The sequence below is a fragment of the Dyadobacter sp. SRI_021 genome, from assembly GCF_057586235.1.
The window spans coordinates 113,979-139,104 of the sequence record NZ_JBYCZM010000013.1 but is presented as its reverse complement, the minus strand read 5'-3'; the positions used below and the strand labels follow the sequence as shown (position 1 = coordinate 139,104).

The window sequence follows — 25,126 nt, the reverse complement described above, 5'->3', positions numbered from 1 at the left end:
AAGATCATACGTTAAACAGCTCCGGATATTTATCTGGGGCCGCTTCGCGCATGATTTCGTAAACAGTTTCAAAAATGTCGTCCATATTAGGCTTCGAGAAATAATCGCCGTCCGAGCCATAAGGCGGGCGGTGGTCTTTCGCTGTGATGGTTACCGGTGCCGAATCGAGCCAGCGATAAGCGTGCTGCCTTTCCAAAACCTGCTGCATCATAAAGCCTGACGCACTCCCGGGCAAATCCTCGTCGGCGAAAATCACCCGGTTTGTTTTTTTAATGGACTCCACTATCCGGTTGTCGACATCGAATGGCAGCAAAGTCTGCACGTCAATGACTTCAACTTCAATTCCTGAACTCTGCAATTGAGAAGCGGCCTCCATTACTATACGACACATCGAGCCATAGGTAACAATAGTGAGGTCATTTCCTTCTCTTAAAATTTCAGGCTGGCCTAACGGAATATAATAGTCGCCCACATTATCAGGCAAAATTTCTTTCTGACGATAAGAATTCAGCGGTTCCACAATCAATGCAGGATCATCCCCTTTCATTAATGTATTGTAAAAACCTGCTGCCTGTGTAAAATTCCTCGGAACTATCACGTGCAAGCCACGCAAGCTGCTCAGCATCGTGCCCATTGGCGAACCAGAATGCCAGATGCCTTCCAGACGGTGTCCTCGTGTGCGGATAATCAGCGGGGCACGCTGACCGCCGGCTGTTCTGTATCGAAGTGAAGCAAGATCGTCCGTAAGCGTCGCCAACGCATAGTAGATATAATCAAAATACTGGATTTCAACGATCGGCCTCAGGCCGCGCATGGCCATGCCTATTCCCTGGCCAATGATTGTCGTCTCACGGATACCGGTGTCGGTAATGCGGACTTCGCCGTACTTTTCCTGCAAACCGGCAAACCCCTGATTGACGTCTCCGATAAAGCCAATGTCCTCGCCCAATGCCACCACACGCGGGTCTTTTTTGAACAGCGCGTCGAAATAGGTCCGTATCACCTCTCGCCCGTCGACTGTCGGGCTATTGTCCGAGAATGTAGGGCTCACCGGCTCAACGAGCATGGGCGAGTAGGGCGTTTCGCTGTATAAATGTGTATTGAAACGTTCTTTATTGGCTTTGAGATTATCCTTCAAAAACAGCTGCAATGCATATTTCTCCGGGTTCTCTTCCTTTCCAATAACCCTCAAAACCTTACGCACGGTCGCGATCATGTCCCTGCGCACGGGCAGGTAGGTCTTTTGCAATTCGAGAATGGCATTGTTTAATTCCGCCGCAAAGGAGCTTGCGGCCGCAACCGCCTGCAAAAGCTGAATGGTATCACTAAATTCCGCATCCAACTCTTTTCGATACGCCTGCCACGCCGCGTTGCGCTCGTGCAGAGCCTTTTCTTTAGCTTCCCGCTCAATCTCTTCCAGTTCGTCGTCTGTCGCGTAGCCGTTCTTCAATATCCAGTCGCGGAAACGCACATTGCAATCGTGCTCACGCTCCCAGGCGAGCCGTTGTTTTGATTTATACCGCTCATGCGAGCCGGAAGTGGAATGCCCTTGTGGCTGAGTGAGTTCGGTAACGTGTACCAGCACCGGCACGTGTTGCTCTCTGCTGATTTTCGATGCCTTCTGATAAGCCTCTACCAACGCAGGATAATCCCATCCATTCACCGTCAGTATTTCGATACCTTCGCCGTCCTCATTCCGCTGCAAGCCGGCCAATGCCTTTGATATACTACCCTTAGTAGTCTGATATTCTACCGGAACCGATATTCCATAACCATCGTCCCACACCGAAACAACGAGCGGAATCTGCAAAACACCGGCTGCGTTCATCGCCTCCCAAAACATTCCCTGGGAAGTAGAAGCATCACCGATCGTCGAGAAAACCACCTCATTTCCATTACGGGAAAACGTGGTCATATCGTGTAGCTCTGCATTCTCGCGGTATAATTTGGAAGCATATCCAAGGCCTACCGAGCGTGGGATCTGCCCGGCGGTGGAGGAAATATCGCAAACGGAATTGTGCAATTTGGTTTGATCGAGCCAGTCGCCATTCTCATCCACCCAGCGTGTTGAGAAGTGGCCGTTCATGGAGCGCCCGCCGGTATTCGGCTCGTGTTCTAGATCGGCATGGGCGTACATTTGGGCAAAAAATTGCTGCCAGGTAAGATTCCCGACAGCCGCTTCGATGGTCTGGTCCCGATAATATCCCGAGCGAAAATCTCCCGGCTGAAAAACTTTGGAAAGTGCAATTTGTGCCACTTCCTTCCCATCTCCAAAAATCCCGAATTTAGAACGGCCGCCCATTGTATCTTTCCTCCCCAGCAAACTTACCTGACGACTCTCGCACGCGAGGCGGTAATCGTCGATAATCTCTTCCTTTGTCAAAACACTGGAACCGGTCAAACTATCATTTTGAAGCATAAGCAAAAATCACGGGTTTTAATCCGTAAGTTAAATTACGTTTTTTTGAATGCAAGCCAAAATTAGGCAGGAAAATAATAACCGCGGCACGGGGACGCCTACTTTTGGGGCATTGTTAATATTGGTTAATGATTATTATATTTAGCTTTTTAAGCGTTAATCTTGTTTAACAGTAAGTTTTCCACCACTTAAAGTATAGTTACAACTATGAAAGTATTCTTTTCAGCGCTGGTTTTAATCCTCGGGCTGACCACCGTAAGTTTTGCACAGAAAGGTGTTTTGAAATTCAAAGAAGAGACACACAAATTCGGTAAAGTACCACAAGGCACTCCTGTTACGCACGAGTTTGTATTCACCAACACAGGTACCGATCCCGTGATCCTTTCCAACGTAACTGTTTCATGCGGATGTACTACACCCGTATGGTCGAAAGATCCTGTACTTCCCGGTAAAACCGGTTCGGTAAAAGCTACTTTTAACGCTGCCGCGGCAGGTCCTTTCAACAAGCCTGTAACCGTTTTCAGTAACACTGAAGGTGGTTCCATTACCCTTTACCTGAACGGGGAAGTGGTTCCGAAGGCAGCTAAGCCTGCGTCTAAATAAGTATTATCCGCAAGCATTGCAGTGGCCGTTCCAATGGGACGGCCATTTTTATTTCCACACCAATGACAGATTAATAAGCCGCTCGATCGTAGAACGACCGGCGGCGGGTCACTTTCAGATCTTGCAGAATAGCCGACTTCACTTTCAGGGTGAAGGTATAGTTGCTTGCACGGGCTGCGCTTCCTGCAAATGGCGTCCAGTTGAAGCTCATATCCCAGCAATGCAGATCACGCATAAGACCTATCTGCGTGATAGTTGGCTCGAACGCCACGAAGTCAAAACCGGTGCTAAGGGTTACTTTCAGGTTTTTGGATAAGCTCAGATCGCCCGTAGCCTGAATCGCCTGAATGATTGTCGCTTTCGACAAACCCGGTTTGGTAAGCCCGAAGTTATAGTTTAGGGAAACACTCCAAGGGATATTGAAATCTACATATAAATCGGGGTTTTGCGCAATAAACTCCTTTGCCTCCTCCTTGGCCGCAGCATTAGGATCGTTTGGATTGGCGGTGTTCTGCGGGTTTTTGGTGTTCGTGTTGGAAGAGCTGCTTTTAGGTGAGAAACTGGTTCCCAATGTAAACCCGAGGCTTTGCAAGTTCGCCAGGCCTTGACCGGAAGTAACTGCGTACTTATTAACCTTCGTCCCGATCTGATTACCCACAATATTAGGGTTCGCCACATAGGTGTACGGGTCCAGGTTCATATTGAAGTTCAAGTTCAGGTTCCGTCCGATCCGCGCGTTGGCATTGACGGTAATGTTCGACAAATTCAATGAATCGGCCAACAGGTTATAGCTACCTCCCAAACTCAGGTTATCCAGCAGCGAAACCTTCTCGAACTGCTGTGCTGCCGTATCACTCTTCGTTTTGAGCTTCATCTCAAACGAGTTATTCAAACTGAATGAAATGACGCTGGACGCACGCCCGTTACCTACACCTGAACCAACGCCGCGGAACTTGGACAAGGAAAGGTCCCGTACATTACCTTTCCTATCTTCTACCTGAATCCTTTCGTAGAACCCGAACGATTCCCCGGTAAAATCAGGTGTGTACGTAAATGATACCGACGGAATTACCGTATGGCGAATGGCTTCCAGGCGCTTCCCGCCAAAGAAGAACGTCCCGTAAAAACGCGTGTTCATTCCCGCTCCAAAGTTGTAGGAATACTCGGTACCGACCTTTCTCAATGTATCAATGCGGATCGAATCGCGGCCGGTTTTAGTGTACTTATACTGTTTAGTGAAAATTTCCCCCGATAGCGACATACTCGGCGTGATATTCACAAAACGCAATACCTTGAAGTTTGGCAGCGAGATCGGGAGACTGTACCGGCCTGTAAACTGGGCATCTTTGAGCATATCCGGCAAGTTGTCCAGGTTGAATGCGACAATTTTGGTTTTATTGAGACGGGTCGTGTCGATCTTCGCATCGGTTACTACAAAACCCAGGCTGCTGTAAGAGGTGTCGATGGCCGTCAGTGCATTGGCTAAGGCATAGTTTCCGTTAAAGTCCAGGCCTAAACGAAAACTTTCATACCAGCGTCCGCGCCCCCCTTTTAATGCGAATGGGGCGATCTGGTTCACCCCGAAACTGAAATCGGTAGAAACGTTGGTCTTGCCGCCTGTGCGTCGTCCGTTTTTCGTCGGATCGACCTGCCCAAAGTTCTGGTTCACACGTAACGAACCCGCCGCACGCATATACTGGCCAAAGGTGCGGTTGTATTGCACCGAGGAACTGGCCACGTTGGATGTATACTTATTTATATTGGCCTCTTGCTGCTGGTTATACGTATTACTGCTTACATTCACATTCGCAGAAAACTGTGAGTTCCCGCGAGGTTTTGGCGCATGTGACCATACAATACTGAAATCGTTTGTGACCCCGAGACCAAAAGACCTCTGGACCTCATCACTGGACTTGTTTCTGTTGTAACGCAGCGAAAGATTACCCGAATACTGGTAACGCTTGATATAGCTCGATGTAAGCCCGAGTCCCCAGCTGGTATTGGAGTAAATCTGGCCTGTAACAATCGCATTGACATATTCGCTGATCGCGAAGTAGTAACCGCCGTCGCGCAGGTAAAAACCGCGACCATTCGGTTCCTCCCCGTAGGTCGGAATGATTACCCCACTCGTTCCGTTCTCTTTCTTCTTCGGGAATGGAAAAAAGCCGAACGGCAAGCCTATCGGCAATGGTACATCGCTGATGACGAGGTTGAATGGCCCCGAAATGACCTGCTTCTTGTTCACCATCTTGATCTTGGGCGCATTGATGAAGTAGTGCGGGTGGGTGAGATTACAAGTAGTATAGATCGAATGCCTGATGTAAAAGTTGCCCTCCGTATCCTTTTTCACCTTCTCGCCCCGGATGTTTCCATCACCTTCCTGGGTTACAATTCCCTGGATCAGTGCCTTTTTGGATTTGAAATTGTAGCGTATCTCTTTGGTATTATACGTCTCCGGTCCATCCTGAAAGATCGGCTCGCCGGCCATTTTTTTTGCCGTAGAATCATAAGTCCCGATCGCGTAAACTTCGTTGGTAATCCAGTTAAGGCGGATGTAATTCGCTTTAAGATTAATGGTCCCGTAATTCACTTCCGCGTTTCCATACAAATGCACCTGCTTCAAAACAGCGTCCATGATCGTGGAATCTTCGGCTGTATATTCCACGGTGTTTTCGAGATCGTCGGGGTTTTTGAGGGTGTCCGCGGCCGTCGAATCGGTTGCTAACCCTTTGCCCGTCAAGGTACTATCGACCCCAACACCTCCTCTTGGGATGGACGCACCGGATTGACCGGCGCGGGACGTGTCCGCACCTGCTTGCTTTTGCACTGTAAGAAGGGAATCCGCTGATTGCTTTGCAGAAGCCGAACTTTTAAGCTTACCCTGATTTTTCCCGGAACCCTTGGAGCGTTGCTGCACACATGCCACAGTGCTGAACAGGAGAAACGCCGCAACTACCGACGATATAATAATCGCCTTTCTTTTCAGTTCTAACAATTAGCGTATTTTTGCATAACGAATTTCAAAATTAGCAGAGAAACCCCTTTCGCGTAAGGCCCCAACTAAAAAATAATGTTAAAACTTCTTAAATTAGTAATTGTAGCAAGTTTTCTGCTGGCGAGCGTCGCCTTTGTTTTTCAGCAAGAACCGGTTACTACGAAGTCGGGAAGCAAGGTTAATACAGTTGTAATCGACGCCGGGCACGGCGGCAAAGACCCCGGCACCAGGGGCAAATACACCAAGGAAAAAGATGTAGCATTGGCCGTAGCATTGGAGCTCGGCAAGAAGATCAAGGAAGAAACGCCGGACGTCAAAGTGCTCTACACACGCTCTACCGACGTATTCATCGAACTCGGCGAGCGTTCCGCATTCGCCAACCGCAACAATGCCGACCTTTTCATTTCCATCCATTGCAATGCCACACCCCGTTCCAGATCTGTGAGAGGTACTGAAACGTTCGTCATGGGTTTGCACAAAACCGAAGGTAACCTCGAAGTAGCGAAACGCGAGAACTCGGTAATCTTGCAGGAAACCAATTATAAGCAAAAATATAAAGGCTTCGACCCCGATTCGCCGCTCGCGCACATCATGCTCGCGAATTACCAGAGCGCATTCATTTCCAGCAGCTTGAAACTGGCTGATTTGATCGAAAAGAAATTCCAGTCGATCTCCGAGCGTGACAGCCGTGGGGTGAAACAGGCGGGTTTCCTCGTGCTTTGGCGTTGTGCCATGCCCAGCGTGCTGATCGAAACCGGCTTTCTCTCCTCCCCCGATGAAGAAGAATACCTGAGCTCAGAAGAAGGCCAGGAAGAAGTTGCCAAATGCATTCATTCGGCATTTATGGCGTACAAAAAAGATATGGACCGGTAGCTCAACGGTCACATATTGCTTTGATTTGTCAAAACAATTTTTGATACTTTGGTGTTAATACCGCTTAACCTGCCGCTGCTGTAAGCAGGACAAACCAATAGTCCATGAAAATATCAAGAGAAGCAAAAGTCGGAATTATGGCACTCTTCGCCATTATCATGCTGTATTTCGGCTTTCACATCCTCAAAGGCTCCGACGTTTTTTCCAGAACATATAAATACCACGTCGTTTACGACAATATCGATGGACTCACCGCATCCAATCCCGTTCTGCTCAATGGTTTGAATGTAGGTCGTGTGCAGGAGATCAAGTTGCTCCAAAACCGCGGGAACCAGCTGTTGGTGACGATCGACGTGCAAAAGGGCATTGTTGTACCCCAGGGAACCGGTGCGGTGCTGGCCGACGGGGGCCTTCTCGGCGGCAAGGTAATTCACCTCGCTATGGGTACCGGCGCCCCGATGAAAAACGGCGACACGCTTATTGCTAAAAAGGAATCGGGCATTTCCGCTGTTTTACAGGAAAAAGCATTGCCCCTCGTTTCCCACGCCGACTCACTCATCAAAAACCTCGATCTCGTTGTAGGCGGTTTCCAGGAAACAGGTTTGATCCTCAATCAGGTTTTGAAAAACTATAACCAGACAGGAACCAGCCTGCAAGGTCTTTTGGCCGAAAACCGGGCAAACCTGTTGGCTATGACCTCGAACCTGAACAAGCTCACGACATCGCTCGTCGAGACGGAAAAAGAATTGAAGCCATTGCTCGCCAAAACCGGCACGCTAGCCGATTCGCTGAATGCATTGCGATTGGGTGAAACCGTAACAAGTGCCCGTAAGACCATTGAAGAACTGCATACCCTGCTCGCGAGCGTTGAATCGGGCAAAGGAACGGCTGGTAAGCTCGTGAAGGATGAAACATTGTATAACAACCTGAATCGCACGATGATCAGCATGAACAAGCTGCTCACCAACTTCCGCGAGCATCCGAAACGGTATATCAATGTTTCGGTGTTTGGTAAAAAAGACAAAGGGCCGGCCGAATCGCCGCTGGACACTGCCACGACCATTAAATAGGGTTCCTCATTTTTAAATAAATATGAAAGTCGTTTGCTTACCGGTGAACGACTTTTTACATTTGAAATAAGCCCATTTCCATTACTCACACCATTCTTCATCATCATGACCAGCCAGGAAAGCCTACCACACCTCATCGAAATCCTGAACCAGAAATACGAGCAGGTAAAGCTCGGCGGAGGTAAGAAGAAAATTGAAGCACAGCATCAGAAAGGTAAACTAACGGCCAGGGAAAGGATCGACTACCTGATCGACGAAGGCTCTGATTTCCTCGAAATAGGCGCATTCGTCGGCGATGGCATGTATGAGGAAGAAGGTGGCTGCCCGGCGGGCGGCGTGGTGGTGGGCATTGGCTATGTTTCGGGCAGGCAATGTATGGTCGTTGCCAACGACGCCACGGTAAAAGCCGGTGCGTGGTTTCCGATCGCTGCGAAAAAGAACCTGCGTGCGCAGGAAATCGCGATGGAGAACCGACTGCCGGTCATTTACCTCGTCGATAGCGCGGGCGTGTACCTGCCCATGCAAGCGGAGGTGTTCGCGGACAAGGAGCATTTCGGCCGCATTTTCAGGAACAATGCGCAAATGTCGGCCATGGGCATTGTGCAGATTTCGGCCATCATGGGTGCCTGTGTCGCAGGCGGGGCTTATTTGCCGATCATGTCCGACGAAGCATTCATTGTGGAAGGCACCGGTTCAGTGTTTTTAGCGGGGCCTTACTTGGTCAAATCATCCATTGGCGAAGATATAGATGCGGAATCGCTGGGCGGTGCCGCCATGCATTGCGAAATCTCCGGCGTGACCGACAACAAGTTTCCCGACGATAAATCCTGCCTGGACGCTATCAAAAGGCATATTGATAAAATAGGTAAGCCCCAATCCGCCGGTTTCGACCGCAAAAGCCCGGAATTACCAACGCGCCAGCCTCAGGAAATATACAATCTTCTCCCCACCGACCGCCTGAAACCCTATGATGTACTACCCATTCTGGAATGCATTGTGGATAATTCCGAGCTCGATGAGTATAAACCCGATTACGGCAAAACCCTCATATGCGCCTACGCGCGCGTGGACGGGTGGGCAGTGGGTATCGTCGCCAACCAGCGCAAAATGGTGCGCTCCGGCAAGGGCGAAATGCAAATGGGCGGGGTGATCTACGCCGAAGCAGCTGACAAAGCAGCGCGTTTTATCATGAATTGCAACCAGAAAAAGATCCCGCTTGTTTTCTTCCACGATGTCACCGGTTTTATGGTCGGCAGCCGGGCGGAGCAAGGGGGGATTATTAAAGATGGCGCTAAAATGGTGAATGCGGTCGCGAACTCGGTGGTACCGAAGTTTACATTCATTATCGGGAACTCCTATGGTGCCGGTAACTATGCCATGTGCGGCAAAGCCTACGATCCTCGGCTGATATTTGCCTGGCCGACGGCCCAAATGGCCGTTATGAGCGGCGCTACCGCGGCACGGACTTTGCTGCAAGTACAAACAGCCACCTTGAAAGCCAAAGGCGAAACCATCACACCCGAGGCGGAGAAGGAATTGTTAAATCAGATTACCGACCGTTACAACCAGGAACTATCCCCGTACTACGCCGCCGCGCGCCTTTGGGTCGACGGCATTATCGATCCGGTCGAGACGCGGCGCATTATCTCGGCGGGCATTACCGCCGCCGACCAGGCACCCATTGAGAGGCCATTCAATGTAGGCGTCATACAGGTTTAATTTTGCATACTATCCAAACCAATCATTATGTCTGAAAAAATAGCGTTTCTCGGGCTCGGGAACCTCGGTACTCCTATCGCTGAAAGCCTGCTTGCAGCAGGTTATGAACTGGTCGTCTGGAACAGAACGGCCTCCAAAGCAGAACCGCTGACCAAACTTGGCGCGACAGTAGTTGAGGAAGCAATCGACGCCATTACACCCGGAGGGTTGGTATTTTCGGTATTAGCCGACGATGCGGCTGTGGAGGAACTGTTTTCCATGGAACTCGTCGAAAAGCTCGGAAAAGACGGTGTACACATCTCGATGAGCACTATTTCACCAGAAACCTCGCGCCAACTCGCGCAGGTACACGAGTGGTACGGCGCGCATTACGTGGGCGCGCCTATATTTGCCCGTCCGGAAGCCGTGCGTGCGAAGGTGGGGAACATCTGTCTTTCGGGTAATGCGGCCGCCAAGGAGCGCATTAAGCCGATTGTGCAGAGCTTTGTAAAAGGTGTTTTCGACTTTGGTGATGATCCCGGAGCGGCGAATGTGATCAAACTAGCGGGCAACTTCATGATCGCATGCAGCCTAGAAATGATGGGCGAAGCATTCACGATGGCCGAAAAGAATGGCATTTCAAGACAAGCCATTTACGAAATGCTGACGTCGACGCTATTCGCAGCGCCTATTTTCCAGAATTACGGCAAGCTCGTCGCGAGTAATACTTATGAGCCGGTCGCATTCCGCTTTCCACTCGGTTTGAAGGACATTAACCTGACGCTGCAAACGGCCTCGGACGTAAATGCACCGATGCCTTTCGCAGACATTATCAAAAACCGCTTCATTTCCGGCCTTGCCAAAGGCCGTGAAAACCTCGACTGGGGTGCATTGGCACTGGGCGCGTCCGACGACGCCGGACTTACAAAGCAGGGAGATTAATTTTACGCCAACGAAACGGCTCAGAATCATCCATATCGGACAATTTTGAGCCGTTTCGTTAGTGATATGATCGTGCCAACCTCCGGGTTGGCACCACCTATGTCGCCGATCTCTGATCGGCCATGCCATATCGTTATCGCCCTACCTGCTCGCTGTAACGCCGCGGGTCGTAACCTTTAGCAAACAGCGGATATTGGTCAAAAATGCGCCTTACAACGCTTCGGTAATGGTTATTGGAACCTTCCGTCCCTTTGAATATGCCCGAAGCATAACCCCTCCACACCACCTGGTCGCTCTCCGCATCAATGAGTGAAACGATCAATGTACCTTTGTCCAGTGCGTATTTGATCGGTTCGTAGCGGAATCCCTCGTTCTCCGTATCCACCCAGTTCTTAATCACCGGCTGCATATAGCCCTGGTAACGCAGGTTATCGTAGAAAATACCATAATTCACCAGCAGCGTGGGCTTTTCGGCAGTGAGCTTGTAGCCCCTTACCTGCATCTGACGACGGATCGCCTCATAAATTTCGGTGCAAAGATTATTGGTATCCCTCTCACATTCCAGAAACGTATAAGAAGAGTAATCTTTAAAATTGGTTTCGTAGCTGTAATCATGCTCCACAAACACTTTCCGGCCACTGGAACACCCTGCAATCACGACTACGAGCAGTAAAGCGGCATAAATAGAAATAGACCTCAGCATAAGCATTTAAATTTGTCAGGTTGTGAATTAAGATATATCAAGAATGTATTTTGAATACTCCTCTCACTTTACCAATAGCTTATGCCGAACCTGTAAATCTATCCCAAATAATAAGCTATTGATCTGCGCATTTCTGTTGCCGTTACTACGATGTCAAAGGCACATTGCCCGGCCCCTTTCAGCAATGAAAACCTGATTTCCTTTCCTCTATTCTTCTTATCCTGGCGCGTAAGCGTGATAATTTCTTCAATATCCTCCGGCGAAATCTTCACCTTGCCGTACGTCGCGAACAGGAACTCTTCAATGTCCGTCAGCGTCTGCTGGTCGATCATTTTCCGTTCGAACGACAGGTACGCTTCCATGATCATCCCCACCGCAATCGCTTCCCCGTGGAAAAGCCGCTCTTTCGGGCCTTTATTCAAAAAGCATGTCTCCACCGCGTGGCCGAGCGTATGCCCGAAATTCAGGATCTTCCGCAAACCTTTCTCCGTCGGATCCTGGTCCACTACCTGCTGCTTAATCTTCACCGAATGGGCGATCAGGTCCGGCCAGTTCTGCGCTTCAAAATCCTTCGCCCGGATTTCCTCCCATTTCGTACCATCGGCGATCAGGCAATGCTTGATAATCTCTGCAAATCCCGACCGTATCTCGCGTTCCGGCAAGGTCTTTAAAAATACCGGATCAATGAGCACGCTTTTCGGGATATTGAAAACACCCAAATGGTTTTTAAAACCCCGGAAGTCAATTCCTAATTTCCCTCCGACACTCGCATCCACCTGCGAAAGCAAGGTCGTCGGAACCTGGATAAAATCTATTCCACGCTTGTACACCGCGGCACAAAAACCACCCATGTCGCCGATCACCCCGCCGCCTACATTGATCACCAATGCGTGGCGGTCGAGCTCTTCCTTGGTCATGGCCTCCCAGATTTTCTCGCAAGTCGCCAGTGTCTTGTGCGCCTCGCCGCTGGGAACGGTAACAACACTATGTTTCGGCAAAAACGCCTTCAAAATCGGATAACAATGCCTTTTGGTGTTGTTATCGGCTATTACTACAATTTTTGAATACTGTTTGGAACTCAAAAAATCCGGTAAGCTCTCGCCTATCGGTGCAATTACTACTGACTGGTTCATTCTAAACTATCATTGAGACGGGCTCATCACAGATACGATGAGTGCAACCAAATGGATGCGTTGATTTCCAGGTTTTTAAAATAAAATTTTGGAAAACCATTTTAAAGATAGCAATTATTATGCTTATCAAATAATCATTTAGTTTTTGTATCCCGAGAAATTTTTCCACAGGTCGCATTCCCGGTTCAAATGCCTGTGCCACGGCTCGTTTGCTTTTTATTTCGTAAAATTGCCGCTTCGTTAAGATTATCCACCTTTATCTTCATATACCTCGACAAATGAGTGCTCCGCTGATCTCTGGAATTCAACAGGTAGGAATTGGTTGCCAGAACGTGCCCGAAACCTGGAAATGGTACCGGCAGGTACTCGGTTTCGATGTGCCCATATTCGATGAAAAAGCCGATGCCCCGCTCATGACGCCCTACACTGGCGGAAAAGTGCAATCGCGGCAGGCGGCGCTGGTGATCAATATGGCCGGCGGAGGCGGACTGGAAATATGGTCGTTCACCAGCCGCGTTTCACAACCTGCGAATTTCAAGGTAGAACTTGGCGACCTGGGCATCAATGCGATCCGTTTCAAAGCACCCGACGTGAAAAAGGCGCACGAATGGGTGAAAAGCCATTCGAAAGAAGCCACAGGCCCGCTCACAAAGCTGCCCGAAGGAGAAGGTTTCTGGGGCACCGACCCTTATGGTAACCTGTTCCAGATCACCAGCGACGCTACCTGGTTTCAGGCCAAAGGCAAAAACGTGGGCGGCGTAGCGGGTGTCGTGGTCGGTGTTTCCGACATAGATAAGGCAGCTGTTTTCTACCAAAACCTGCTTCAACCCCTAAATGTAGTTTACGACAAAACGGGCATTTTCGAAGACCTGCCGACGTCCATTCCCGGCCAGCGCTTCCGCAGAATGCTCCTCCGCAAGAGCTTCACGCCCGACGGCGCGTTCAGCCGCCTGCTCGGTGACGTGCAGGTCGAGCTCGTGCAAGCGCTCGACCGCACGCCTAAAAAGATATTCGAAAACCGCTACTGGGGCGATTGCGGTTACATTCACCTGTGTTTCGACACGCTGGATATGGATGCTTTGAAAACCAAACTGCAAGCGCAGGGCTACCCATTCACCGTTGACAGCGAAAGCTCATTCGGCATGGAAAACGCGGCGGGTCGGTTCGCCTACCTGGAAGACCCGGACGGCACGCTGATCGAACTCGTGGAAACGCACAAGGTACCTATTCTGAAAAAACTGGGCTGGTTTTTAGATTTGCAAAAAAGAGGGTTGAGAAAGCCACTGCCGAACTGGATGTTGAAGGCGATGGGGCTGAATAAAGTGAAAGACAAATAGTACTAATTTTCTCTTCTTTTAGTACAATTATTAGAAATTAACCATGTAAATTTGCAAATCAAGTGCTAATTTACATGGTTAATGATCAACAGAGCCATTGAAGCCACCGTACTTCGGTCGCTGAATTTCTTCCCGGTTGTTGGCATACTAGGCCCTCGGCAGGTCGGCAAAACGACTTTGGCCCGAAAACTTATTCATGAACTGAGCAAACCCGCCGTCTATTACGACCTCGAATTGGTCGAAGACTTCGAAACAATCTCCCAAAACACAACCTGGGTCCTTGAAAACAATATCGATAAAACCATTGTAATTGACGAGGTTCAACGCCTATTGCCTTTGTTTCCGCAGTTGCGTGCGCTCGTCGATCGCAAACGTGAAGCCGGGCGCTTCATATTACTCGGTTCTGCATCTCCCGATTTCCTGCAAAAAAGCTCCGAGTCGCTCGCTGGCCGCATTGCATATCACGAGCTTTCACCAATCTTAAAGTCAGAGGCCGAATCTGCATTTATACCACAACCTACCCACTGGCACCGCGGCGGCTTTCCGGATGCTCTACTCGCTCCTGATAACGGCTATTGGTACCAATGGCAGCAGAATTTTATCAAAACATACGTTGAGCAGGACCTGTCCGCCATGGGAATCTCCACTACGATTCCGTTGCTTAACAACTTTCTGCGCATGATATCGCACATTCATGGCTCGCTGCTCAACTATTCAACGTTAAGCAACTCGCTTGGAATGGCTACTAACACCGTTCGCCGTTACGTCGAAATATTGGAGCAGGCCTACCTTATCCGGAGACTGGAACCGTGGTTCGTCAATATGAGCAAACGGATCGTAAAAAGTCCCAAAATTTATATCAGGGACTCCGGGAACCTGCATTTCCTCTCCAATATTCGTCATTATGAAGATCTGATCATGCACCCGATTGCAGGTGCGTCGTGGGAAGGATATGTGATAGAACAAATTATTCCGTTGCTTGACCCTGGCATACGACCGTACTTCTACCGGACTTCCAATGGTGCGGAAATGGATTTGATATTAGTCGACGGCATTACACCAGTGGTTTCTATTGAAATAAAACTCTCGCTTGCCCCAGCTTTAAAAAGAGGTTCGACAGAATCTGCAAATGACCTGCAAACTGAACACAATTTCGTCGTGACCCCCAATGGAGGAAATATTGCCGTACGTCCGAAATGGATGCATTGTAATATTAATGAGCTTATTCAGCACTTAAAAACACTCAATATGATCGCCCAATATTAAAATGTTACCATTTACTCCCCACCCAGGCCAGCAATGGCAATCCCACAAACACGCCCAATCCCACCTGCCAGCCTGCGAATGCACCCCCAATGATCGAAAGCAGCCCAACGATCACCGGATACAAATACAGCAGCATACCAAAAAGTACGGAATCATAAAAAACCGACCGCGCGGTGAGTTTGGCGGCTTTGCCTTCGAAGAAAGAATATAATGGCGAGTGAATGGTACGACCGATCCAGCCAATCACACTCAACAGCGCATTACTTTTAGCCTTCGGTGCTGCACATTGATCGAAGAATGCGCTGAGTTGTCGTTGCTGCTCGGCTTTGGGCAGATCAGCGGGGACGGTTAGGATTTCAGCATTCATCTTCCGATCGAGGATTTCATTGAATTCCCGGAGCCACTTTTCGTACTCCTGCGGACTGGTTTGAATGTCGTCTGCGGCAATGGCCTCGCCGAAATTCAATGAGACACGCTTGCCCGGCCCACGGAAGTTTTCGTAGTTCAGGCCGGTCGGGATCACCTTCATGCTTTGCAGCGCGTCGTCGCCGTACCAGATTTTATAGGCCATCCGTGCGGTACCTTTGCCGAGGGGACGAAGGCGCCATTCATTTACACAAATACCCTCTGAAAATACAACTACGGCGTCGCCCTTTTTCAGCGCATCGTGACTTTCCTGCGCAGTAATATCATGATTTTTAACATATTGGCGACCTTCCGATCCGCGAAAAACAGGGATCAGGTTAATCTGCCGCAGCCAGAATGCAGCCGCTTTTTTGCGAAACACGTCGCCGCGGGTGAGCGTATGAATGGGCTGTTCGAGCACGGAACCGATCACTACGGCGTCGAAAAAAGAATCGGGATGGTTGGAGGCCAGCAGCAACGGTGCCCCTTTGGGTAATTTATCGAAATTGACTACACAAAGCTTTCTCAGATAAATAGGCAAAGCCAGGCGGACCAGAAAACGCGAGAAATAGTAAAACAATGTTCAAAAAGTAAGTTTTTGCAAAATTATGGGATTATTTTTTTATTCAATCCCAACAGCCAGGGTATTCTGCTCCCACGAGTTTGCTACCTTTGGTGCCATTTGTAAAGCCTAATGCGAGATTGGAATGCGTTTAAAAGATTATCCCGAAATTATCCGGAAAGCCTGGGCAGGGTTCGATAGTTCGATCGGGGTCAAATTTGTAGAAGATATTAGTGCCAAAGTTTCGACCAACCACGTGTTCCGCGTTACGCTCGACAACGACGATAAAGTGGTTGCCAAGCTTTCCTATTTTGGTAAATACGAACATTTCAAGGAGGACCACCGGATTATCCAGGCCCTTTCCAATAACCTGCTTTATCCTTTTGAGAATGTGCTTGCAAAGTCGCTGGTGAAGAATAACCAGGTTTATACCTATCGTTACCAGGAAGACTTCGTGGACACCTGGGTGGTTTTTTACAACCCCATCCGCGCCATGAACCGGTTGCCCCGGCGACTGGACGAGGAGCATATCCGCAAGCTGGGTGCCGAAGCCGCCAAATTCCATCAGGCGTGTTTCCGGGCAAGCCGGTCTATTCCGAAATCGTCTAAAAACCTCCGTACCGACATTCACCATTTGCTTGAAATCCTGGAAACCGATACCGGCCAGTACGAGCACCGGGGCTACATCCATATTCTCAAAAGGCAATGCGATGTTTTCATGAAGAATATCCAGCGCCTGAATGTCAGCTCGTTCGACCTCATGCCCGTTTTCGTGGACTGGAACATCGGAAATTTCTCGGTGACCGACGATATGAAGCTATTTTCACGCTGGGATTATGACTGGTTTCGCGTGTCGTCGCGGGTAATGGATTTCTATTTTTTCAGCAGAGTGTGTTCCAATGTCGGCGACCGTACGGTATTCAGCTACCTCATCGGGCCGCTGATGGAAGAGCGGTTTATCATGTTTTTACAGGAATATCACAAGGTTTACCCGCTGACCGAGAACGAGGTGCGCTTCATGAAGGAAGCCTACCGCTTTTTTATATTGAACTATGTAATCAAATATGGTAAATACTTTTTCCACCGCTCGTACTGCACCAAGTTGCAGCGCGAGGCCTATGAGCTGTATTTCCCATCGATCGACGGATTCGATCCCGACAAGATCCTCCGTGCCCTGAAAATCTAGCAACCTCCTTTTACTCCCCATTCACTCCCAAGACACAACTGCATGGTACTCGATAATTTTAAATCCGTCATCTCCAAATACGACGTTATTTTCTTTGACGCATTTGGCGTGCTCAAAACGTACAACGGGTTGATCCCCGGCATTGAAAACACGTTTGCCTACCTGCGTGAGCGCGGCAAGGACTTTTACGTGGTTACCAATGATGCCTCGCGCAGTCCGGAGCAGCTCGCGCAAAGCTATGTAAACCTGGGCATCAACGATGTAACGCCCGACCGCATTATTTCATCGGGCATGCTCGCCCGCGAGTACCTGGATTTGAAAGTGAGAAAGGGGACTGTTGCTTATCTCGGAACTGAGAACTCGGCGCATTATATTGAAACTTCGGATTTAAAGACACTCTCCATCCGCCAGCTGGATTTGAACAATGTGGGCGATATCAATGCATTGGTGTTTCTGGATGATGAAGGCTTCGACTGGAATACCGATCTGACTAAAACACTCAATCTGCTGCGCAAACGGAATATTCCGGTGATCGTGGCCAATACTGACAAGACTTACCCCGCATCCAAGAGTCGTGTATCGTTCGCGATCGGCGCGTTGGCAAAGATGATCGAAAACACCATCGGGCGGGAGTTTATCCGCTTCGGTAAACCAGACCCGCAGATGTTCATATTTGCCTATCAACACATTAAAAACTACCCTAATGTGAGTAAAAAAGACATTCTGATGGTAGGCGACACTTTGAATACCGATATTCTCGGCGGAAACAAATTCGGTCTGGACACTGCCCTCGTGCTCACAGGTAATACGCAGGCGGAAGACGCTGAAGTACGTATCCGCGCGACCGGTATTATCCCGACTTACATTTGCGTGTCGGCGGTGGTTGAATAATTGATTGCCGTCACTTGCACTTACTCCTTCCCGCGCCGGAATATGGTGCGGATTTTTGTTATTTCTGGTAAAACGACGATGGTTATGGCAATCCAGGCAATTGAAATCACCGAAACAGAAATTCCTCTCGAGGAAACTATGTCGTTGAACCATTCACGCCTGATTTACCGTCTGAGTATCCTGCTCTCGCAATATGATGCGAGGTTTGACATTATGCCTGAGCTGGAACTGGAGCTTTCGGCGGGACGCAGCAAGCCCGATCTGTCGATTTTCCAAAACCTCTCTTTCAACTGGAAAGAGGACGTTATCCGTTACACCGAGGCTCCCATTACCGCGATTGAGATCCTTTCCCCTACACAGGCATACGACGCACTGACGAGCAAGATCTGGAAAATTTACTTTCCGTCGCATGTACGGTCTGCGTGGATAGTAATGCCTTCCATTCAAACTGTTCAGCTATTTCTTCCTGACCAGGCTGTGCAGAATTTTACCGAATGCATGTTTACTGATCCCATTACGGACATTAAGATAGATTTGCGGATATTGTTCAAGTAAATGGCACGTACAAAAGACCGCTTATTTCCTCTTTAACTGCACATAATACTCTCTAAACCGTTGATCTTCCTGTGCGGCTTCGACGCCCTTGCCTAATTTGCGTAAAAGTACGGCACGGTTCTGGTGGCATTGTCCGGCCAGCCAGGAGTCGGGAAAGGAGCGAGCGGAGCGGGTGAAAAGTTCGTACGATTCGCGCAGCAATGCAGTATCGCGTTTTGTCATAAATACTTTTCCCTCGTCGAAGTCCTGGCGCCAACGTTTTGCAATGGGGGTCATACGTTCGGCCTCCTGAAAAACTTTGAATGCGGGTATTACCGGCACTTTCGAGTTTTTAGCGACAATGGGCGCGACAGGCTTCGCAAAAAACGCGATAATAGCCTCGGAATAGGCAATGGCCTCATTCTGGTTATGTTCTGGTTGTTTCAATCGCTGCTCTTCGGAAGGATTTGTAAAAAACGACGCCTCCGCAAGAAGCGCAGGTATTCCGTAAGTATTCCGGAGTACGGAAGCCCCGGCATCAGCGAATATAGTGTAGTCGGAAACGAGCGAAACAGGGGTCTGGGGCTTATGCAGGTATTTCAACAACGCCTCAGCCAGTTCTTTGCCAAAATCCACACTGGCTACATTCTCGGACATATTTCCATGGAAATAAATGATCGGGAAGTTGACCGACGAATCGGCGGTCGCATTGTGATGGATCGAGACGAAAAGATCGGCTTTGCGGTCTTTGGCAAGTTTCGCCCGGTCAGCAAGCGGCACTTCTACATCCGCAATTCTTGTCATCACCACTTTCGACCCCTTCTTTTCGAGCATTTTTTGCAGAAGCAGCCCTACCCGCAGGTTTACCCACTCCTCGCGCTCGCCACCCGGGCCCACACGATAACTGTCAGTTGCCGCGGTACCCCCGTGCCCGGGGTCTATGCAAATGGTTTTTCCTTTCAAAGGCTTTCGTTTCGATTGCCCTACGGTAAACGATATGATACCTATGAAAAATAACAGGGTTAGAAAGATGCGATTCATGGGTCTAGTTTAATGGAATCATAAATTAGGAATGATCAGGCGGTTGCGCAAGCCTTCCATGCGGTTTCCCTGCTTTCGCCTTTTTCCTGCTATTTTTACCAAAAATTTTTCTATTTACTCAAAGCACACACTCATGCTTGCCAAAACCTATGGAAGCGCCGTTTTCGGCGTCGATGCGACGATCATCACCATTGAAGTAAATGTCGGCCAGGGGCTGGGATTCTATATGGTCGGCCTGGCCGACAGCGCCGTGAAAGAAAGCCAGCAACGGGTAGAAGCCTCTCTGAAACACTTCGGCTATAAAATGCCACGGCAGAAACTCGTTGTTAATCTAGCACCCGCCGATATCCGCAAAGAAGGCTCCGCCTACGATCTGCCCATTGCCATTTGTACCTTGCAATGCTCCGACCAGCTCGTTTGCATCCGCAATCCCGAAGACTACATTATCCTTGGCGAGCTCTCGCTGGACGGTATTTTACGCCCTATCAAAGGCGTGCTTCCAATCGCTATCGAAGCACGTAAACATGGTTTCAAAGGCATTGTTTTACCCGCCGAAAACGCGTCCGAGGCCGCTATCGTAAACAACCTCGACGTGATCGCCGTCGAAACACTGGCTGACGCCGTCGGCTTTTTCAAGGGTACAAAAGACATCGAGCCTCTCCTGGTCGATACCCGCGACCTCTTTTTCACGTCCCAAAACGACTACGAAGCTGATTTCGAGCATGTTCAAGGCCAGGAAAATATCAAACGCGCATTGGAAATCACCGCTGCGGGTGGGCATAACGCCATTATGATCGGTCCGCCCGGAGCCGGTAAAACCATGCTGGCCAAGCGCATTCCGAGCATATTGCCACCGCTGAGCCTTCCTGAAGCATTGGAAACGACCAAAATACATTCCGTAGCAGGGAGGCTGGGCAAGCAGGCTACGCTGGTATCGCGGCGTCCGTTCCGCTCGCCCCACCATTCCATCAGCGATGTCGCATTGGTAGGCGGCGGAAGCTATCCGCAGCCCGGTGAAATATCTCTGGCTCACAATGGCGTGCTGTTCCTGGACGAGCTGCCGGAATTTAAACGCTCAGTACTCGAAGTCATGCGGCAACCCCTGGAAGAAAGAAAAGTGAGTATTTCGAGGGCCAAAATGGCTGTGGAATATCCTGCCAACTTCATGCTCATCGCCAGCATGAACCCTTGCCCCTGCGGCTACTATAACCATCCTGAGAAAGACTGCGTTTGCGGGCCGGGTGTCGTTCAGAAATACCTCAACAAGATCAGCGGTCCGCTCCTCGATCGCATTGATCTGCATGTTGAGGTAACTCCCGTCTCCTTTGAGCAGATATCCTCCACCCGCAAATCCGAAAGCAGCAGGCAAATCCGCGAGCGCGTGATCCGCGCACGTGAGCGCCAGACCGAGCGCTTCAAAAACCGCAGGGAAATCTATTCAAACGCGATGATGACCCCCGAAATGGTCAAGCAGATCTGCATTATCGAGGACGCCGGCAAAATGCTTCTGCAAAAAGCAATGGAACGCATCGGCCTTTCCGCCCGTGCCTACGACCGCATCCTCAAAGTATCCCGCACCATCGCCGACCTCGCAGACAGCGATGACATCAAGGTCGAGCATTTGGCGGAAGCGATTCATTATCGGAGTTTGGACAGGGAGAATTGGGCTGGATGACAGTGCCAATAGTCTATTTTTTCACCTTAAACTTCGTTAAATTTGGAAACACTACAATTGACAGGAGAAATGAGTAATCGTATCGTTTCGGAAATCATGAATGTGCCGGATGCATATCTGGTGCTGGATGCAGTGCAAAAAGCGCTCGATGAAGAGCGGAAGCGTCGGTTGAAATTTTATAATGATATCACGGAGCAGGAGAAAACTGAGTTTATTAATGGTAAGATTGTGGTTCACTCTCCTGTGAAGATGAAACACAATAAAGCTTCGCTACGTTTGGCCCAACTTATGAACATTTATGTTTGCAAACATGATATGGGTTTTGTCGGAATAGAAAAGATTATGATCACGCTGACTAGAAACGATTATGAACCTGACATTTGCTTTTTCCGCAAAGAGAAGGCCATGACGTTCACCACCGATCAAATTCTTTTCCCCACTGCCGATCTGGTTGTGGAAGTGCTCTCAACTTCGACCGAAGCTCGCGACCGTGGCGTAAAGTTCGATGACTATCAGGCGCATGGTGTTGAGGAATACTGGATCGTAGATCCCGAAAACGAAACACTTGAACAATATCACCTCATCGACGAAAAGTATGAGTTGATTCTCAAAGCTCCCAGCAATGACGTTAAAAGCTTTGTAATCGAAGGCTTCCAAATCCCCATCCGCGCCATCTTCGACGACGCTGAGAATCTGAAAGCCATTCAAAATTTATAGTACCCTACTCAAAGTTCCTCTACACTTACCCCCCCCAGCTCCTGGAAGAGCGTCTGCCAGTAATGCGTCACGTGCGGGTTGTTCTCTTTGCTTGAAGCCGTCGGTTCGAATGGAGAAACGATCGTAACCTGTGGTGAGCCAATCGCGTAGCGTTCCAGCTTCTTGGTATCTTCTTTGGCATCCTCTTCCGCTTCGGCGTCGCTTTTAGGCGGATTGGTATGAAAATCGCGGCGATCGGCGCCTTTCACGCTCTCTACCATATCACTGAAATAATATACTTTCACTTCCGAGCCACTTTCGCCGGCTTTGGCAATTACCGGCAAGCTGGCCCAAATGTCGGTCGACAGGTTCGAGGACCCGGTATTCTGCTGGTTGAGCTTCGCAAGCAACTGACGCAGATAAATGCTCTTTTCCTTTTGTAATGTCAGCTGGAATGCGGTTTCGATGCCTTCCCGGTCGGTCGCATTGGCGCCTTCTAGGTTATCGCGTTCACTGCGAACGGTCAGGGACAACGCACGGGCCTTGGATGTGTTTTCGTGGATGAAGTATACTTCCAGTTTATCGCCCTTGTTCTTCATATTCTGCTCGATAATGTCGGTCAGAGCCTGGCGGTATTTGTCATTCACGTAGCGTTTATCGACATGCACGCTTTGGGTTTTATCCAGAAACACCAGCGTATACACCGGCGGATCGGGAACGGCCTCTTTAGTGGCCTCTTTTTCTCCTCCGCATGAAAATAAAGTCAAGAACATGGCTGCGAGCAAAAGGCGGCTTGCCAATGCCCCGGGTTTGCTGAAAAAGGGGTGATGAGTCTGATGATTCATAAATGGATTTTATTTGGCTAAACTAATTGGTTCTTCAAACATTACACAACGCGAAACGGTGTGTATACGCATTTATTTTAATACAAAAAGAAAACCCTTCAAAACACGTGCCTTGAAGGGTTTTCAAAATATCAAATCGGAATATTACTGCTGCTGCTCCGCCTGTTGCTGGATCATCGTTACCAGTTCTTCGGAAATACCGGTTGAAGAGTAACCGCCATCGTGGTAGAGGTTCTGCATCGTCACAAAGCGGGTCAGATCAGAGAACAAGGTGATCGCATAGTTGGCGCAATCATCTGCCGAAGCATTGCCCAGTGGGCTCATTTTTTCCGCGAAATCATAGAATGCGTCGAATCCTTCGATACCTGAGCCGGCCTTGGTTTTGGTAGGCGACTGTGAAATTGTATTCACACGCACATTCTTGGCCTTTCCATAACGGTAACCGTAGCTACGCGCGATACTTTCGAGCATGGCCTTGGCTTCGGCCATGTCACTATAGAATGAATAGGTACGTTGCGCCGCAATGTAGGATAATGCCACAACCGATCCCCAATCGTTGATCGCGTCGAGCTTTTCAGCCACCTGCAAAAATTTGTGCAGCGACAGCGCCGAAATATCCACGCCTTTCTGGAACCATTCGTAGTTCAGGTCGCCATAGGAACGACCTTTGCGTACGTTCAGCGACATTCCGATCGAGTGCAATACGAAATCGATCTTGCCACCGAGGATCTCGGTCGATTTGGTAAAAAGGTTTTCAATATCTTCCAGGGAAGTTGCATCAGCAGGGATAATCTCGGCGTCGCATTGCTTCGCCAAATCGTTGATCGCCCCCATACGCATGGCAATAGGCGCATTGGTGAGCACAAACGTGGCACCTTCTTCCTTCGCTTTCAGCGCTACTTTCCAGGCAATGGAGTTTTCGTCCAATGCACCCGATATAATTCCTCTTTTTCCTTTTAATAAACCGTAAGCCATGTTTCCTTTTATTGTTGATTAATTAGGATGTCCGTTCAAGCCGGCAAAGTAAAGCATTTTTAGCGGCTTTAACCACAATATCCCTCGCCCCGATGCCTTTCCTGTACCCGTTCAAGGCTGGGCGACAGACTTTTCTACTGGTTTCAAATGCAGCTTTTCCTGAAAAAACCGGTCTGTGGCCTCGTACACACTCTTTACGTCCTTCGACCGTAACCGCGAGCCGATGACATGGTCGCCGGTCTCCGGAAATGCCATTTCCTCTTTAAGGTCCGCCGGCGTGCCCAATTCCTCAAACATTTTACGGATCGCCTTCACCGACACGACTTTATCCTGGTGCTCCTCATCTTTATAATAATATCCTACAAAAACCGGCATTTTCACTTCTGCAAAAATCTCCGGCCGGGCAATAGCATCGATCATCTGCTGCAACGTCGTGAGCCCGTTGGTATGGTAGCCCTGTAACCAGAATTGCGCCTGCGCGGGAATGGAATCCTTACCCATATTGTGTGTACCCATCACCTTATGCAGGATTTGCTGGCCCCACGGACCGGTCACGAGCTTCATCGCCGGGTTTGCAATGGCCATACACGGCGAGTAAAGCACCAATCCCTTGATTTCAGGATGGGTGGCCGCCAGGTAAACGGAGAGTAGTCCGCCCGCCGAAGTACCGATCACGATAACCGTATCTCCCAGGACCTTCCCGATCGCCAGCGCGCGCTTCGCTCCGGCCAGGAAATTGGCAGGAGTGAGATCGTCGAATGCGTTGGTATCGGCTATACCGGCGTCGTGCATACGCGAGAGGTAGAGATTGGCCCCATACTTTTTAGCCAGGTCCTTGTGAATGGGGTCACCCTCGGCCCAGCTCGCCCCGAACCCATGAATGTACACGACGCTGTAAGTCGTCTTCTGCTTCAAACTATCGTTTGCCCACACGATCCGCGCCTCGTTGTCGGGCTTCAAAAGCGGTGTGGCCTTTTCGGTGCGGTTTATTTCCTCTTCCAGTTTCACAAGATCGCTGGTAACGGTTGGTAAAACAGGCGTAAGGCGTGCTTCCGGCACTTTTGGCCCGGAAATGTACACGATACCGAGGATCACGAGGATCGCGGCGACCCATAGGATGAACTTTAACATTTTTTATGAATTAAGAAGGTTTCACAGATACGAAAGATCGCTAGTTTTATCGGGTTAATTTACGCAGGATGTAACCATTCAGCAATTTTTACTGAATTCTGTTATTCATGGGTCAACCCACCCCACGCAGGGATGTCGTATCTTGC

At 49.4% G+C, this 25,126-nt stretch carries 21 protein-coding genes; 12 read left to right on the top strand and 9 right to left on the bottom strand.

Annotated features, from left to right (window positions below):
* Positions 1-4 precede the first annotated feature (4 nt).
* The gene (locus AC2YIT_RS28465; RefSeq protein WP_487281420.1) at positions 5-2,419 is read right to left on the bottom strand and encodes an alpha-ketoacid dehydrogenase subunit alpha/beta; all 2,415 of its coding nucleotides are present in this window, start codon (positions 2,417-2,419) and stop codon (positions 5-7) included.
* Between the two features lie 207 nt (positions 2,420-2,626).
* Here AC2YIT_RS28465 and AC2YIT_RS28460 point away from each other — a divergent pair, with 207 nt between their 5' ends.
* A complete protein-coding gene (locus tag AC2YIT_RS28460; RefSeq protein WP_430851750.1) occupies positions 2,627-3,022 on the top strand; it encodes a DUF1573 domain-containing protein in 396 nt (131 codons plus the stop codon).
* 70 nt (positions 3,023-3,092) lie between these two features.
* On the opposite strand, the gene AC2YIT_RS28455 is transcribed toward AC2YIT_RS28460, so the two are convergent.
* On the bottom strand, positions 3,093-6,017 hold the full coding sequence (locus tag AC2YIT_RS28455) for a putative LPS assembly protein LptD (protein WP_487281419.1): 2,925 nt from the start codon (positions 6,015-6,017) through the stop codon (positions 3,093-3,095).
* A 75-nt stretch (positions 6,018-6,092) separates the two neighbouring features.
* Here AC2YIT_RS28455 and AC2YIT_RS28450 point away from each other — a divergent pair, with 75 nt between their 5' ends.
* From AC2YIT_RS28450 to AC2YIT_RS28435, 4 genes are all read left to right on the top strand, one after another.
* Complete coding sequence (locus tag AC2YIT_RS28450) at positions 6,093-6,890, top strand: N-acetylmuramoyl-L-alanine amidase family protein (protein ID WP_430851746.1); 798 nt, start codon at positions 6,093-6,095, stop codon at positions 6,888-6,890.
* 104 nt (positions 6,891-6,994) lie between these two features.
* Positions 6,995-7,960: an MlaD family protein gene (locus AC2YIT_RS28445; RefSeq protein WP_430851744.1), complete on the top strand. Its 966-nt coding sequence runs from the start codon at positions 6,995-6,997 to the stop codon at positions 7,958-7,960.
* A gap of 105 nt (positions 7,961-8,065) precedes the next feature.
* Entirely contained in the window at positions 8,066-9,679 is a 1,614-nt protein-coding gene (locus tag AC2YIT_RS28440) for an acyl-CoA carboxylase subunit beta (RefSeq protein WP_487281418.1), read from the top strand.
* 27 nt (positions 9,680-9,706) lie between these two features.
* Complete coding sequence (locus tag AC2YIT_RS28435; protein WP_430851740.1) at positions 9,707-10,600, top strand: NAD(P)-dependent oxidoreductase; 894 nt, start codon at positions 9,707-9,709, stop codon at positions 10,598-10,600.
* Positions 10,601-10,733: 133 nt separating this feature from the next.
* On the opposite strand, the gene AC2YIT_RS28430 is transcribed toward AC2YIT_RS28435, so the two are convergent.
* Both AC2YIT_RS28430 and aroB read right to left on the bottom strand, forming a co-directional pair.
* Complete coding sequence (locus AC2YIT_RS28430; RefSeq protein ID WP_106595747.1) at positions 10,734-11,309, bottom strand: DUF4136 domain-containing protein; 576 nt, start codon at positions 11,307-11,309, stop codon at positions 10,734-10,736.
* A 92-nt stretch (positions 11,310-11,401) separates the two neighbouring features.
* Positions 11,402-12,436: a 3-dehydroquinate synthase gene (gene aroB / locus AC2YIT_RS28425; protein ID WP_487281417.1), complete on the bottom strand. Its 1,035-nt coding sequence runs from the start codon at positions 12,434-12,436 to the stop codon at positions 11,402-11,404.
* 278 nt (positions 12,437-12,714) lie between these two features.
* On the opposite strand from aroB, the gene AC2YIT_RS28420 reads away from it, so the two are divergent.
* Together AC2YIT_RS28420 and AC2YIT_RS28415 are read left to right on the top strand one after the other, a co-directional pair.
* Entirely contained in the window at positions 12,715-13,773 is a 1,059-nt protein-coding gene (locus AC2YIT_RS28420; protein WP_430851736.1) for a VOC family protein, read from the top strand.
* An 81-nt stretch (positions 13,774-13,854) separates the two neighbouring features.
* The gene (locus AC2YIT_RS28415; RefSeq protein WP_430851734.1) at positions 13,855-15,039 is read left to right on the top strand and encodes an ATP-binding protein; all 1,185 of its coding nucleotides are present in this window, start codon (positions 13,855-13,857) and stop codon (positions 15,037-15,039) included.
* Between the two features lie 4 nt (positions 15,040-15,043).
* Here the strand turns inward: AC2YIT_RS28415 and AC2YIT_RS28410 are convergent, their stop codons facing one another.
* Entirely contained in the window at positions 15,044-16,024 is a 981-nt protein-coding gene (locus AC2YIT_RS28410) for a 1-acyl-sn-glycerol-3-phosphate acyltransferase (protein ID WP_430851732.1), read from the bottom strand.
* Positions 16,025-16,151: 127 nt separating this feature from the next.
* Between AC2YIT_RS28410 and AC2YIT_RS28405 the strand changes: the two genes are divergently transcribed.
* The 3 genes from AC2YIT_RS28405 (at position 16,152) to AC2YIT_RS28395 (ending at position 18,638) form a co-directional block, all read left to right on the top strand.
* Positions 16,152-17,192 (top strand): aminoglycoside phosphotransferase/kinase family protein, encoded by a 1,041-nt coding sequence (locus AC2YIT_RS28405; protein WP_430851730.1) that lies wholly within the window; start codon positions 16,152-16,154, stop codon positions 17,190-17,192.
* A gap of 42 nt (positions 17,193-17,234) precedes the next feature.
* Positions 17,235-18,083 (top strand): TIGR01459 family HAD-type hydrolase, encoded by an 849-nt coding sequence (locus tag AC2YIT_RS28400; RefSeq protein WP_223400860.1) that lies wholly within the window; start codon positions 17,235-17,237, stop codon positions 18,081-18,083.
* A gap of 84 nt (positions 18,084-18,167) precedes the next feature.
* Positions 18,168-18,638 carry a Uma2 family endonuclease gene (locus tag AC2YIT_RS28395; RefSeq protein WP_487281416.1) on the top strand — a complete coding sequence of 157 codons (471 nt, stop codon included), beginning with the start codon at positions 18,168-18,170 and terminating at the stop codon, positions 18,636-18,638.
* Between the two features lie 21 nt (positions 18,639-18,659).
* Here AC2YIT_RS28395 and AC2YIT_RS28390 read toward each other — a convergent pair whose 3' ends face one another.
* Entirely contained in the window at positions 18,660-19,658 is a 999-nt protein-coding gene (locus AC2YIT_RS28390) for an N-acetylmuramoyl-L-alanine amidase family protein (protein WP_487281415.1), read from the bottom strand.
* A 133-nt stretch (positions 19,659-19,791) separates the two neighbouring features.
* Here AC2YIT_RS28390 and AC2YIT_RS28385 point away from each other — a divergent pair, with 133 nt between their 5' ends.
* A complete protein-coding gene (locus AC2YIT_RS28385; protein WP_487281414.1) occupies positions 19,792-21,333 on the top strand; it encodes a YifB family Mg chelatase-like AAA ATPase in 1,542 nt (513 codons plus the stop codon).
* Positions 21,334-21,375: 42 nt separating this feature from the next.
* Positions 21,376-22,050, top strand: coding sequence for a Uma2 family endonuclease (locus AC2YIT_RS28380; protein ID WP_487281413.1), 675 nt, complete (start codon positions 21,376-21,378; stop codon positions 22,048-22,050).
* An 8-nt stretch (positions 22,051-22,058) separates the two neighbouring features.
* On the opposite strand, the gene AC2YIT_RS28375 is transcribed toward AC2YIT_RS28380, so the two are convergent.
* The 3 genes from AC2YIT_RS28375 to AC2YIT_RS28365 all read right to left on the bottom strand — a co-directional run bounded on the left by AC2YIT_RS28375 (position 22,059) and on the right by AC2YIT_RS28365 (position 24,980).
* Entirely contained in the window at positions 22,059-22,874 is an 816-nt protein-coding gene (locus AC2YIT_RS28375) for a hypothetical protein (RefSeq protein ID WP_430850287.1), read from the bottom strand.
* A gap of 144 nt (positions 22,875-23,018) precedes the next feature.
* A complete protein-coding gene (locus tag AC2YIT_RS28370) occupies positions 23,019-23,849 on the bottom strand; it encodes an enoyl-ACP reductase FabI (protein WP_430850289.1) in 831 nt (276 codons plus the stop codon).
* A 111-nt stretch (positions 23,850-23,960) separates the two neighbouring features.
* Entirely contained in the window at positions 23,961-24,980 is a 1,020-nt protein-coding gene (locus AC2YIT_RS28365; RefSeq protein WP_487281412.1) for an alpha/beta hydrolase, read from the bottom strand.
* Between the last annotated feature and the right edge of the window lie 146 nt (positions 24,981-25,126).